11 protein-coding genes are annotated in these 13,335 nt (G+C 39.1%); 4 read left to right on the forward strand and 7 right to left on the reverse strand.

Features of this window, described 5'->3' with window-relative positions; translation table 11 throughout:
• Window positions 1-26: 26 nt before the first annotated feature.
• The 4 genes from AC4G3N_RS10475 to AC4G3N_RS10490 all read right to left on the reverse strand — a co-directional run bounded on the left by AC4G3N_RS10475 (window position 27) and on the right by AC4G3N_RS10490 (window position 6,029).
• The gene (locus tag AC4G3N_RS10475) at window positions 27-632 is read right to left on the reverse strand and encodes a DUF3920 family protein (protein ID WP_491090140.1); all 606 of its coding nucleotides are present in this window, start codon (window positions 630-632) and stop codon (window positions 27-29) included.
• A gap of 249 nt (window positions 633-881) precedes the next feature.
• Window positions 882-1,481 (reverse strand): hypothetical protein, encoded by a 600-nt coding sequence (locus AC4G3N_RS10480; protein WP_491090141.1) that lies wholly within the window; start codon window positions 1,479-1,481, stop codon window positions 882-884.
• Between the two features lie 128 nt (window positions 1,482-1,609).
• Window positions 1,610-4,426: a DEAD/DEAH box helicase gene (locus AC4G3N_RS10485; protein ID WP_491090142.1), complete on the reverse strand. Its 2,817-nt coding sequence runs from the start codon at window positions 4,424-4,426 to the stop codon at window positions 1,610-1,612.
• Window positions 4,413-6,029 (reverse strand): SWIM zinc finger family protein, encoded by a 1,617-nt coding sequence (locus AC4G3N_RS10490; RefSeq protein ID WP_491090143.1) that lies wholly within the window; start codon window positions 6,027-6,029, stop codon window positions 4,413-4,415. The genes AC4G3N_RS10485 and AC4G3N_RS10490 overlap by 14 nt, the downstream gene beginning before the upstream one ends.
• A 129-nt stretch (window positions 6,030-6,158) precedes the next feature.
• Between AC4G3N_RS10490 and AC4G3N_RS10495 the strand changes: the two genes are divergently transcribed.
• The 3 genes from AC4G3N_RS10495 to AC4G3N_RS10505 all read left to right on the forward strand — a co-directional run bounded on the left by AC4G3N_RS10495 (window position 6,159) and on the right by AC4G3N_RS10505 (window position 8,627).
• Window positions 6,159-7,067 (forward strand): LCP family glycopolymer transferase, encoded by a 909-nt coding sequence (locus AC4G3N_RS10495; protein WP_491090144.1) that lies wholly within the window; start codon window positions 6,159-6,161, stop codon window positions 7,065-7,067.
• 187 nt (window positions 7,068-7,254) lie between these two features.
• Entirely contained in the window at window positions 7,255-7,584 is a 330-nt protein-coding gene (locus AC4G3N_RS10500) for a hypothetical protein (protein WP_066105755.1), read from the forward strand.
• Window positions 7,585-8,132: 548 nt separating this feature from the next.
• Entirely contained in the window at window positions 8,133-8,627 is a 495-nt protein-coding gene (locus tag AC4G3N_RS10505; RefSeq protein ID WP_491090145.1) for a VanZ family protein, read from the forward strand.
• Window positions 8,628-8,855: 228 nt separating this feature from the next.
• Here AC4G3N_RS10505 and AC4G3N_RS10510 read toward each other — a convergent pair whose 3' ends face one another.
• Window positions 8,856-9,773, reverse strand: a complete 918-nt coding sequence (locus tag AC4G3N_RS10510) for a helix-turn-helix domain-containing protein (RefSeq protein WP_491090146.1) — start codon at window positions 9,771-9,773, stop codon at window positions 8,856-8,858.
• A gap of 199 nt (window positions 9,774-9,972) precedes the next feature.
• On the opposite strand from AC4G3N_RS10510, the gene AC4G3N_RS10515 reads away from it, so the two are divergent.
• On the forward strand, window positions 9,973-10,665 hold the full coding sequence (locus tag AC4G3N_RS10515) for a hypothetical protein (RefSeq protein ID WP_491090147.1): 693 nt from the start codon (window positions 9,973-9,975) through the stop codon (window positions 10,663-10,665).
• A 366-nt stretch (window positions 10,666-11,031) separates the two neighbouring features.
• Here the strand turns inward: AC4G3N_RS10515 and AC4G3N_RS10520 are convergent, their stop codons facing one another.
• A complete protein-coding gene (locus tag AC4G3N_RS10520; RefSeq protein ID WP_491090148.1) occupies window positions 11,032-11,703 on the reverse strand; it encodes a TcaA second domain-containing protein in 672 nt (223 codons plus the stop codon).
• 976 nt (window positions 11,704-12,679) lie between these two features.
• The gene (locus AC4G3N_RS10525; protein ID WP_491090149.1) at window positions 12,680-13,252 is read right to left on the reverse strand and encodes a DUF6944 family repetitive protein; all 573 of its coding nucleotides are present in this window, start codon (window positions 13,250-13,252) and stop codon (window positions 12,680-12,682) included.
• Window positions 13,253-13,335 lie beyond the last annotated feature (83 nt).

Consider the following 13,335-nt stretch of genomic DNA (forward strand, 5'->3'; position numbering starts at 1 on the left):
CTCATTTCTGAGTCTCCTATTTATTTCTATTGGCGTACTATTGTTACGTAAAAACGTCCCCAGCAGCTTTTCCATATGAAATCGATATTTAAAATGGTGTTGATAGAGTTGCGATGCTTCTCAATCATCCTTTGGGCAAACATGTTAGCATCCCGTTCGACCCATTGTGATTGATAGCCATTTCTGCCTGTGTTGACATAAGGCGTATTATACTGCCTCTTCATATGGACACGCTGGTAGGCATGGCGAATTTCATGAAAGAGATCCTGTAGTAAAAATAGCTGCATAAGCCCGCGCTCGTATTTTTTGTTTTTTACCTTATGGTTAAAGGGAAATAATGCAATCTTACCAAGCTTATGATACCCGCCCAATGTGCCATTTAAAGAATCCTCATAACACCAATCATCAATAAATTCCTTTCCAAAATCGGTTCGGTCTGCGATGACTTGATCTGGATGATCGTATATGGAAATGGTCATTCCTAAGTATTTATAATCGTCATAAAGTAAATTGAGTATTTGTTTAAGCTGGAAATCGGATAGGATATTTGAATGATTACGTAAAACTGTTTTCGCTAATCTGGAGGGGCGATTTAAGGTACTTTCAAGAGAGATGTTTTCTTCTACGATCATTAATGTAAGCAACTCCTGTTAATTAATCTGGCTGTTTTAATTGGGCATATAACATGATATGCCAGGACCGTGACTATACATTCGCAACAAATTACTACATAAATCGATATAGAAAATGTGGAAAAAGAAGGAATAATGTAGAAAAGTATACAACGAAGAACAAATTTCGTCAAATAAGTGGTTTGGCTTTATTTAAAAGAGGGTAAGTAAATAAATTGCTTAAAAAAGGAAAGAGGAGAGCCCCTTTCCTTACTTATACAAATTGCTATCTTGATTGATATATAGAGTCGTTTCATAGTACATATCATCTCTATATTGATTGGATAACTCATCTTTAATAGACTTATAGGTGAGATATGGAGCGGTATCTGCCTGTACGTGTTTAATCTTTACTTGAGTCGAAATCTCCTGTTTCTTGCCATTCTTTCCGATAGTTAAAAATTTCACGTGTACGGTAGGTGATCCCTTTTTTAGATGCATTGAAGGAATTGCCTTGTCACTATCTGTATTCGTTGCCTCTACCTGTTCAATGGCCAGCCTCTCCTCAGGCTGTGAATCCAAGTAAGCAAGTAAATATTCTTGTTTCCATTTTTCCTCATCTAGTGAATAATCATATTCAGAGATATTCGTATATAAGTGAAACGCAATGAAGCCAACTGCGGCCAAGGAAATCACTCTTATACCAACCGCAACACTGGATAAAGATCTCCGATCACGTATGACATGATAGAAAATAGCTATTCCAATGATTGTCCAACAGATCACCGCAATATACGTGAGCGGTGCATCAGCTAACTCTTGTGTCTTCTCAAAAGTTTGTACAACCTCTTTAAAACTCAGTTTCCTCACCTCTGTTTCCATTTCCTTTTACTAATAACTGTAAATTATTTTATTTATATAATCAATTTTTATTATTTCGACTCTAATAAGTACAAAAAAACCATCCCCTATTTTTAAAAAGGGAATGGCCAAAAAAGTTATCTTTCAAGCACCAGCAAATCCTTTAATTCGTCTGAGGATAGCTCGGTGATCCAATTGTCGCTTTGGACGATTTCATCGTTAAGCGATTGTTTTTTCTCTAGCATGACATCAATTTTCTCCTCGAGTGTACCGGAGGAAACCATCTTATGGACATGTACAAAGCGCGTTTGTCCAATACGGTAGGCACGGTCGGTCGCCTGATTTTCAACAGCTGGATTCCACCAGCGGTCATAGTGAATGACATGGTTGGCAGCCGTCAGGTTAAGCCCTGTACCGCCCGCTTTCAGGGAAAGTAGAAGAATCGGATACTTGCCATCCTGAAAATCGGCCACCATGGTATCCCGTTGTTTTTTATTGGCGCTGCCGTTCAGGAATGGAACGACATGACCATAGCGGCGCTCAGCGATTTGCTTAATCATATTACCCATTTCAATGTATTGTGTAAAAATAAGCACACTTTCATCCTGTTCATAAATGATATCGAGCAATTCAATTAGCTTTTCCATTTTCCCGGATCGATGAAGAATATGCTTTGGTGCCTCTTCCTTTAGATAAAGGGCAGGATGATTACAGATTTGCTTCAGCTTGGTTAGCATCTGCAAAATAAGCCCTTTCCGTTCGAAACCGCTTAGTTTTTCAACTTGATCAAGCGTATCTTTAACAAGCTGTTCGTATAAAGCGGCTTGCTCGGTTGTTAGGCTGATAAACTCCTTTTGCTCCAATTTATCCGGCAGATTGAGAGCAACCTCTTCATCCTTTTTCGTCCTTCTTAAAAGGAAAGGCTGAATTAGCCTTTGCAGGGTGGCAATTTTATTCTTATCACCATTGCGTTCAATCGGTCCGGCAAAGTTTTTATCAAATTGCGTTAGTGAGCCAAGATAGCCCTTATTAATAAAATCAAAAATGGACCAAAGCTCACTCAGTCTATTTTCCATTGGAGTACCGGTTAAGGCGATATGATGAATGCCTTCAAGCTTACGGGCAGAACGGGATTGCTTCGTATGGGAATTCTTGATATTCTGCGCTTCGTCGAGCACAACAGCATTCCATTGCATGGATAAAAAGTCTTCCTCATCCTGATGAAGCAACCCAAAGGTTGTCAGAATCACATCGGCATTGCCAAACCCATCCCTAAACTGTTCACCCTTCATACGACTTGGACCATAGTGAAGATGGACGTTCATGGATGGAGCGAACTTTTCAAACTCCTTCTGCCAGTTTCCGAGCACAGAAGTCGGACAGACAATCAAGGATGGAGATTTTGCTGGACCATTCATCGCCTCCACCGCTAACAGATAGCTGATGAGCTGAATCGTTTTCCCTAGACCCATATCATCGGCCAGACAGGCACCGAATCCATATTCACGTAAGAACATCAGCCAGCTCATTCCCTGTTGCTGATACGGCCGCAATTCGCCCTGGAAGGCATCGGGTACCTGGACAGTCGGGATATCCTGAAGTGAGTTGATGCGAGTCATAAAGCGTCTCAGGTCACTATTCAGCTCAAATTGAATTCGTGCGTAATCCCCTTCATTCTCATCCTCAAGCTCCTCATCCTGTGCGAACTCCTGCTGAAGTAGATCATTGATACGCAATCCTCGCTCATCTGCTTCCTTCTTCAATTCCTGCATGCGCCTCATTAAGGCAGGATCCAGTTTCACCCAGCGTCCTCTAATATAGACAAGCTTCCGTTTTTCCTCAACAAGCTTGTTAAATTCCTCCTCGGAAACCTCAGCGCCATTGACGGAGAAACGCCAATTATAATCGAGCAAGGCATTCATACCCACAAATGATTTTCGGCGACTTGGTGAATTTTTCACTTTAGCCTTCATGGCGATTTTCGCATCCTTAATTGCCTGCCACCATGATGGCAATAGAATTTCTACGCCAAGCATATGCAGGACCTCGGATGCATCCGTCAAGAAATCCCAGGCCTGATCCTCAGTGACAATATCATCAATCCAAGGGAAAATATCCTTCCAGCGAGCGATTTCCTTCTCAGCCATCTCTATATGCTTTTTCCAGGCAAAAGGAATCCTATGACGATCATCCCAAACGAAAAATTGCTCCTCATTTCGCTTGCCGCGCATAAACGGTTCTAGCTTCCATTGGTCAACCTCATCACCCGCTGCAAAATCAGGCTCGCTCAGGCGCATTCCCATAGAAAAAGGCAATTCATCTTCTTTGGCACCGGTCCAAATTTCCCAACGGTCTCCGTCAAAGAAGCGGCTGAGTACCTTGGTGGAGATATTTTTTTCAGCAAACAAATCAAGCAAATCACCTACGCGATGATTGCCGGGATGGTCTTTAATCGCTTCATTTAACCATTCCTCCGCAAAACGCCGAACCGTAATGGTTTGGATTCCGTCATGCTCGTGTCTGGCCATTTCCTGTTCCCAAAAGGAGTCCTGAAAGTCTTCGAGAATTTCCTGTGGGAGCGGGAAGGTAATGCCGTCTTGATTCCGATCGTTAAAATCAGGCATAACCGTTCCGTTTTCAACGGTTTCATATAAGGATTGGGCCAAAGCTAAACTAATGGATGCCCAATTGGACCAGGACCAATTAATAAAGCTATTGAAAGGCTCTTCTGCCAGCACCTTCATCCATTTATGGGCGCTCATGAGGACACCGCTTTTACCATCCAGTGTTTGGATATCCAATTTGGTCCCAAAGAAACTATCCGCGTCCCAAAGAAAGAAGCTTGTTGCCCACAATTCGGCAGGAACGGGCTCACCCTCGTCCGTTCCATAAATAAAGACACGTCCGCCTTCAAGTAATTCAATTTGAATATGAAGAGTTTCAATCAGCTGCATCAATTAACTTTCCTTTCTTAAGTTCTTCCTGAAAAGCGCGTAATCGCTTATTATCATCGCTGATATATTCAATATAAGATTCCCAAACGTTTACGCGCTTAAGTTTTTTATAAATAGTTCTCAGCTTTTTTAAATAACGGACCGCTTCCCGGTAGGATGAACGATTTTTAGCCGCAATCAAATTAACTACCTGCAGATGCAGAATAGGAAGGAGGACTTCAGGCTGTTCCTTTTGAATTTCCTTCGTTTGATTGGACCATTCATAAAGGACATCAACACGCTCAGCAACCTGGAGCTCGACCCATTTTTTATACTCCTTCTTCTCATACAAATAGTGTGAATATGGAATAAGGGAGTAAGGAATGGTTTCCCTTAGAATACGTTCGAGCAAGTCGAATCGTTTGGCGGCTGAGCAAAAAGGACGAATAATTTGCAGGGCATTATATAAAAATCGAGTTCTCTTATACTCCTGAGTCTGATAATCATGCAAATAAGCTTTAATATTTTTTGAGAAGAATTCAACAAAGGGAACCATTCGTGCATGTTCCTTTGCATTATGCAGTTCCTCTAACACAAAGGTAAGGAAGAAGCAGGATATCGGACCAAGCTTATTTAAACATTCTAACGCCTGCTCATCCTTGCCATCGACCATATATATGTGAATCATCATCCAAAAGACCAACTCAATTTGCAAGGAGTCGGCGAGAGCCGGGAGCTGGTTTGACAAACGATCTATTTCAGCCCCGCGTTCTTCTTTTGTTGTAATGATATTTGTCCAAATCGTTCGATAGATATCCCAGCGATAATAGCCGCTTCCCATTTCACCGGTTGGCAAATTCTTTGTTTCATCAATCCAGGAATGGATAAACTCCTCTGAATCAAATGGACGGATAGAGGATTCAAACCGATGAACTTCATCCTTAAAGGCAAGGAACAGTTCGTGAATCATAGATTCCAGCAGTTCCTCCTGAAAGTGATCCTTCGTACTACTCTGCAGATCAAATAAATGTACCAAGCCCATATAATAGGCAATGCTGCGGTATAAAGGCACCCATTGCTGATTGGAGGGCTCGCTGCGCTGGATTGCACGCTGAAAATTAGAAGCAGAGCGGTTTATCCCGGCCATAAAGTAAGGAGGGATGGCTAACTCTTCCCGTGCGGAACGGATGAAAAATTCCTTCCAGGCACTGTATGTATGCTCCGGTTTAGAAGGCTTGCTTTTTTCTTTATATACGGGGCCATTTTTTAGTGATTCCTTTAAACGGAACATGGGGTCCTCTTTATTCTTCCAATGATCCACCCATTCCGTAACGCTGGCTTCCTTACTGTAGGCAGCAAAGAATACAGCCAGCTGATGCCGGCATAAATCAATCGCTGGACAGGAACAAGAGCTATTGCTTGGAAAACTTAAATCCAAAGTGACGTTCACCTTTGTCACGTCCTGTACGACACCTTGAATAAGATCAGATTCGATCGATAGCTTTACCACTGTCCCTTGACGATAAAGAACAAGACCCTTCGAAACTAAATTGACATCATTAGTTGATTTAGGAGAGAGAATATCCGAAATTCGCTCCCCGTAGAATTTAAGTGCATCGTGCATATATCATTCTCCTTACGAGACAGTTTAACCAAGTTTAATCTTAATTGTAACAAAACTGATCAAAAAAACGTATGAAAAGGGGGAGGAAAGTAGAAGACTAAAGATAAAAACTAAAAAGAAGAGAATGCGATGAATGTAAATCGAGGTGCAGATAAACGAAAGAAATATAGATGGTTATGGATTTCCGGGTTTGTAATTGTGATTGTCCTGGTTGTCGGATATCCTATTTATCAGGCCTTTCAAGCAATAAAGGATCCACTGCGGGAACGCCAATCACCCTATAGAGAAGAACAGCTTGATTTAACTAAAAAAGAGCCATTTTCATTATTGCTGCTAGGTATAGATACAAACGGCAGACCGGATACAACAATGGTCATAACGGTCAATCCGGAACACAATAACATTAAAATGCTTGGTATTCCACAGGATACAAGAGTAAAAATTGCTAGAAGCAAGAATTGGGATAAAATCAGCGATGCCTATCAAGAAGGCGGAGCGGAACTGTCGATGGAGACAGTTGAACAGTTTTTCGGAATCCCGATTGATTATTATGTGAGCATCAATACGGATGGGGTGGAGGAGCTGGTGGACGCCATCGGAGGTATTACCGTTGAAAACCAGTTAGACTTCTCTTATGATGGCCAACATTTTGCTAAAGGTAAAATCCAGTTAAATGGTGAAGAGGCATTGGCCTATATGCGCATGCGCCAGCTGGAGCCAAATGGTGAAGAAGGGCGGCAACAACGCCGGTACGAGGTCATTGGAGAGGTAATTCGAACAGGTGCCAATATCCGAAGCTTAACTCACTATGATCAAATCGCTACTACCTTAATGAATAATGTGAAAACAAATATCACAATTTCAGAGATGATAAAAATAAAAAATAACTATAAGGAGGCAGTTCAGCATATTGATCATATCAGTATGGAAGGCACAGCTGAAAAAATAAATGGAATCTATTATGAGGTAATTCGCGCGGAAGAGGTCAAAAGAATTAAAGGAATTTTACAAAAACATATGGAATATTTTAGGGATTAAAGGTAGAATAAAGAATATAAAATATTCGTCTAGGAATATTCCTGGAGTTATAAAAATATGCGCCAGAGCGAGCATTTTTGAATAAACATGTAAGAATATTGGTGTTTTACTCATATGTGGTCAGGCCACCTTCATAGGCACTCCTGTTATACTAGGAACAAATAACCAATGAAGGAGGCTGGGCATAGTGGAGTTAAACGTAAAAGTACAACCAAAGTTTATTGACGGTGAGTGTTCAATTGAATTTTCGTTCTCTTTTGATTGGGAAAACATGAAAATTGGTGAAGCGGTTATTCTGACATGTGAAGAGGAAATGGACGCTCAACTTATTGAAGAAAAGCCGATGCTAAACCCTAAGAAACGTGAAACAAAATACCCGAAAATTGCCTTTGTCACGGACCTAGCAGTCATAGACGGACATAAAACAGCCGCTATTAATGAAATCAAAAAATTTCTAAACGTCATTGGAATCCAAAATATTCGTTACCAAGATAATCGACTAGCCAGTATGGCATAAATCATATAAGGTAAGACCAAATTTTGCTCTTAGGAGGCGGGATTTGGTCTTTTTGCATTTATAAGAGATGAAGTAGCAATTACCGGGTAAAAGTTCTCTCTGGGTGTTTTAAGGCAATACTGTTATTGGAGAGAATGCAATGACTAAAAGACTATCTTTCTTTAAATGTAGGCATAAAAAGAGATTTTTGGGAAGAATGAACAAACAGGATCTGTTCATATGTCTTAGAGACGTTAATTTATCGGCTTATATTACTAAAGTAGGGATATTAGCAAACTATTGAGCGATTTGTACTGTAAATGAGCTAATTCCCGATAACGCCTCTCTGTTTCATACCTATTTAAAAAGTAACCTCTCTAAAAGATTAGCCAAAACCGTAAAACAGCTCAGCAATAGGATTATTAGCCATGGTGTTTTAATATCTTTCATACAGGCAAGCATACATAGTACATACAAAACGAATTAATCAATCGATTAATTAAGAGAAAATCTCCATTCTGCAAGTCTTTGGCATTTACCTTGTGGATGAATTCGGCTAGGATAGGAATATGAATAATGCTAGGAAAAAGATCATATACCGTTTAATCCTTTTATTGTTGGTAGTGGGAGTAGTATTTTATTCCTCCTCACAACCTTATACCGAACAAAATATCCAACCGTTGCTGAGTGAGAACTTAAAGCTCCCCGATTCTGTAGTGGCTTTGCTTTCAAAAATAAGCTTCACCTATGGTGGTGTAGAGATTAGTGTGGAAGCGTTAGGGTTGCCGGGTTTTATTGAGTTTTTTATCCGTAAGGGTGCCCATTTTAGCGTTTACTTTGTAATGGCGTTTATATTGGCCAGTATCGTCAGAGTATGGGTACAGCGAGCGGTGAAGGTAACAGCAATCACGATGGGAATAGTCTTTCTATATGCCTGCTCAGATGAATGGCATCAGTCATTCACAGGTGACCGCACGCCACTCTTTCACGATGTGATGATTGATACAGTGGGTGGATTGACAGGGGTTTTCTTATATTTTGTATGGAGAAAATTTCGAAAGTAATATTTATTGGAGAGAGGCTGGAACATAACTAGCTTCAAATAAGAGAAAAGGCGAATTGAATACACATAAATTCGCCTTTCTTTATATTTGTATTTAAAATCTAGTTGAGCTTAGGCGCCGGTAAAAAAAATATATATACCATTCAGACAAGCTCATTTGGAAAAGTAAATATCTACGCAGCCTCTTCAACGGGTGCTAAAATTGTTAAGGTATAATAGAAAAAGCTGATCATGTTTTAGAATGATCAGCTTTTGTTATGTCTCCGTAGTGTAATTCCAAGGAACTCTTTTTTTCCTTCAGAAGGTTCATATATTTTTTATCTTCGATTAATTCGAATATCGAAATAGCCTTATTTAAATAATATATGGAATCCGAATACTTACCAAGCTTTTCAAGATTGTAGCTAACTTGATAATGTAATTCAGCCAATGGGAATAGATTGTCTTTTTCTAAGCAATATTTTATACCGTTTTTACAGTATGTAATAGATTCATCATATTGTTTCAATCGAGTATACACTCTGGCAATATTATAATACAGCCGCGGTAAAATCGAATGATCACTAATGAAAACTAAATGTGATAAATGCTCTTTAGCTTCCAAAAATATTTTTAGAGAAATCTCATTCTGATTGTCTGTAACATAGACTGCTCCCATAGACATGAGTACTTCTATTTCTCTTTCATTCCAAACTTTATCCAAAACATGTGTTAAGTCAATTGCTGACTTAAGCAATTCTATAGATTTTTCCACATTATTATTTACAGCATGCTCATAGACACCCTTGTGCCATAAGATCAGCTGTCTGTTACGCCCATTTTGCGTAAAGAGCGGATTGTCCTCTTCTAATTTTACAATTCTATTCATCTCTTCGTAGAGGAGATGGCGCCGCGTTAGCCGTAACTGTCTGCTTACCTCATTAACATAGTCTACTCTTGGAGTAGAACCGATTTCAAAGAAGTAGTTAACATCCACTCCTAACTTTTGTGAAATGAGATATAAGGTATTAGCATAAGGATATACATCGCCTTTTTCAATTTTACTTATCTGTGCTTGTGTACATATTCCTTGGGCTAGCTCACCTTGAGATAGTTTAAGTGATTTCCTCAAATCTCTTATTCGCTGACCAATTGCGGAGAAATCCATTCATGGTATCCCCTTTCCGATAGTATTCCTATAGTTATATTTATATGTAAAAAAGTATGTATGTGCTTGTTTATATTGAATAAATTGAATCTAAAGTCCCTGTATCGAATAAACCTTTAAAAGTAAATATATGGTTAAATATAAGTATAATCATAAACCAATTATACTTATAAACTTATGAATGAAAAGGGGAATATGTATGAAAAAGAAAATTATGTTAATCGGTGCTAGTGTGTTAGGTATCAGTGCTTTGACAGCGACAATTACTATTTCTAAAACGGATCTTGCAGAGCTTCCGACTATGTACAATGTAAAACCAACGCAAGTAGCGGAGCTTCCGACTATGTACAATGTAAAACCAACGCAAGTAGCAGAGCTTCCGACTATGTACAATGTAAAACCAACGCAAGTAGCGGAGCTTCCGACTATGTACAATGTAAAACCAACACAAGTAGCGGAGCTTCCGACTATGTATAATGTAAAACCAACACAAGTAGCGGAGCTTCCGACTATGTACAATGTAAAACCAACGCAAGTAGCGGAGCTTCCGACTATGTATAATGTAAAACCAACACAAGTAGCGGAGCTTCCGACTATGTACAATGTAAAACCAACACAAGTAGCGGAGCTTCCGACTATGTACAATGTAAAACCAACACAAGTAGCGGAGCTTCCGACTATGTACAATGTAAAACCAACGCAAGTAGCAGAGCTTCCGACTATGTATAATGTAAAGCCGACACAAGTGGCAGAGTTACCGACTATGTATAATGTGAAACCAACACAAGTGGCAGAATTACCGACCATGTATAATGTGAAGCCGACACAAGTAGCTGAACTACCAACCATGTATAATGTAAAACTGAGTAACGGAGTGAATACAATTGGCTAACCATATTGATGAATTTTTATATGTGAGACAGAAGGAAAAAGATGATAAGACGTCGGATGAGTTGCCAACAGTATATTAAGAAACTGTTTACATCAGAATAATTTTTCTGTACTGAGGAAATGATTTTCTCAGTACTTTTATATGGAAAAATGAATCATAAAAAGGGGCTTTCTTCTACAATATTATCGAATGTTCGTTTTCTGTGCTTGATTCAAACTTCCTATTTGTAAAAGTATACTGAGAAGTTTTAACAATATAATAAGAGAATAGACCTAAGTTTCTTTTTTGTTGCTTATGATATTTCAGTATATATTTGTAAAGAATGAAATAAAAAAAGACAAAGACCGATCTTTGTCTTTCTTATCATTATTCATTTGTATCCAAGCCGACTTCCTCATCATTTAAATTCATGTTGATTTTCTCATCACTATTCCACAAAACAACCTGCTTCTTTTCGTTGATATCCGTATCATTTGTTTTCAATTTTGCCTCGACTTTGTATTCTCCCGGTAGAAGGGGGCCGACTTTCTTTTCATAAATGGCTTCGTTGGCCTTAACGACTTGTTCACCATTCACCATTAAGGTGGCATGCTTAGAATTTGTAGTGATCGTCAGATAAACTGGATCGATTTCAATTGAATAGTTGTCCGGCAGCCAGGAATTCGTATTCTTTTTCAGTGTTAAAAATCCTTCAATCCTGGGCTGTTCCTTACCTGATTTGGATGAATCATCATCATAATATCGGGATTGTTCATGGAGAACTGTCAGAAGGCTTTGGGTGTAATCAGGATTTTTTTGAAGGTAATCCATCAAGATCTTTGTATTTTCTTCGTCAATAACCAGGTCTTCATTTGATGAGGTTAGAATCCGGGAGAGCTGATGTACATTTTGATCGGCGAGAGCGGTCTCAACTTTTTTGACAAGAGTATCCTTATCGAGAAACGGTCCCTTTATAAAATAAAAGCTAACGAATAAAAGGACAGTAAGTATAATCATTAGGGATATTTTAAATAGTGGGGATATTTTTAGATTCGCCATTTTCCTCACACCACCTTTAGGATTGGGTCATAAGTAACGGTTGCTTACTTCTACTATATCGGCATATCGAAGATAATTTCAAATAATACATATTGAATTTTTTATGACAAAAGACAGTAACCATCTATATGTATAGTATACTTTCAACCCAGAGGAGTTAGAAGACCAAATTAATCAATCGATTAATGAATAGGCCCAAATAAAATAATCACCCGTCAAGATACGGATGATTGGTTACTTGAAAGCAACAATGGAGGAAAAGTGAGAAAGAAAATAAAGCGAAGGATTGTATATTTGTCTTTTTAGAAGTGAACAGAGGAAAAGACCTTTAACCTACGTTCCTGCCCTACAAATATACTTGAGGTAAGGAACCATCCGATTGGCGATGATTAAAATGTCCGACGCTGACTGACTGCATTCAGGATAAAGATCTTTTCTTGTTTAGAAAGCATTCTCCAACTGCCTGCTCGGATTCTCATAGTTTCGCGCCTCCTTTTTTATACATAATTTGGAATAGTTGTATTCTATTTATACCGTAAAAAACACGAAGTGAAACAAAACAAATACCAACAAATAGTCATTTTAAATGAAATGGTTAGCCAGCAACTGTGGAAAAGTGATAGGGAAACCTGTATAACGGCTATCTGAATAGCAGAAGGTGTCGGTAAAAAGTTTAAGAAATATATATAAAAGAACGTTTATTAGGGGATTAGACTTATTGCCATTATGAGAATCTTCTCAAATGATACGATAGCAGCTAGTTCTTTCCGACATATTCTATAAACCAACTACCACTATCCATCAAACTTCAGGAAATCTTGTTGTCCAGAATATACTGTCGCTAATCAGCTCGTCATCTAGCGGAGGGCACAGAAAGTTGGTCCCGATAAATACCTCTATTGGATTCCCCGCTTTTCTCCCTACTATTTAAAGCTATTCCTGTATGTAAAAATGTCCTCCTCCAGAGGAGGGCATCTTATTCGTTAATACCTGGTTTATTTTCATGAGCTTCCTCGAGTTGTTGACCGATGGCGGATAGAACAGCGCCAATGGCTTGAATCCAGCTTCCCAATGCAACATAGAATTGTCCCTCCTGCTGGTCATTAACTTGAATTTTAACGCCGAATGCTTGGATGACACTGCCAATGGTTTGGAGAATATTACCTATTAAGATTTCTGTTTCTCCTAAAGTGGTATTATCGCCTAATTCATCAGCTGCACTGACTCCGCTGCCTAATGCCTGTAACAAATTACCCTGAATCGCAATATTCATATTGGTAGGTTCAGGGAAATCAACAGCAATTCCTGTAATGACTTCCAAGGCTCCGATACTAGATATAACATTCCCTGCATATTCAAGTGATGATTTATTATCTTGTCCGTCTGCAGCTAAGCCAGCACCGACTGCTTCGAGTGCATTCCCGACTAAATTAAGTTCTCTTTGTATTTTGTTTGATAATCCAGTGTTTGGAGTAGAGCCGATAGCTACAACAATGGCTCCGATAGCCGTCAGCCAGGCTCCAACTATTTCTTTCAATTGATTTGACACCCTATCACATCCATTTATGGATAATCGTTATAGTATATTCCAGGGGTTTAGTGATGGATTTTAGAGAAAATTAAAAGCCTCCG

The organism is Bacillus sp. z50, assembly GCF_058313585.1.

Coding starts and splice junctions, on each gene's coding strand:
- AC4G3N_RS10475 (WP_491090140.1), bottom strand. CDS start 632: ATGATCGTAGAAGAAAACATCTCTCTTGAAAGTACCTTAAATCGCCCC.
- AC4G3N_RS10485 (WP_491090142.1), bottom strand. CDS start 4,426: ATGCAGCTGATTGAAACTCTTCATATTCAAATTGAATTACTTGAAGGC.
- AC4G3N_RS10490 (WP_491090143.1), bottom strand. CDS start 6,029: ATGCACGATGCACTTAAATTCTACGGGGAGCGAATTTCGGATATTCTC.
- AC4G3N_RS10495 (WP_491090144.1), top strand. CDS start 6,159: ATGAATGTAAATCGAGGTGCAGATAAACGAAAGAAATATAGATGGTTA.
- AC4G3N_RS10505 (WP_491090145.1), top strand. CDS start 8,133: ATGAATAATGCTAGGAAAAAGATCATATACCGTTTAATCCTTTTATTG.
- AC4G3N_RS10510 (WP_491090146.1), bottom strand. CDS start 9,773: ATGGATTTCTCCGCAATTGGTCAGCGAATAAGAGATTTGAGGAAATCA.
- AC4G3N_RS10515 (WP_491090147.1), top strand. CDS start 9,973: ATGAAAAAGAAAATTATGTTAATCGGTGCTAGTGTGTTAGGTATCAGT.
- AC4G3N_RS10520 (WP_491090148.1), bottom strand. CDS start 11,703: ATGGCGAATCTAAAAATATCCCCACTATTTAAAATATCCCTAATGATT.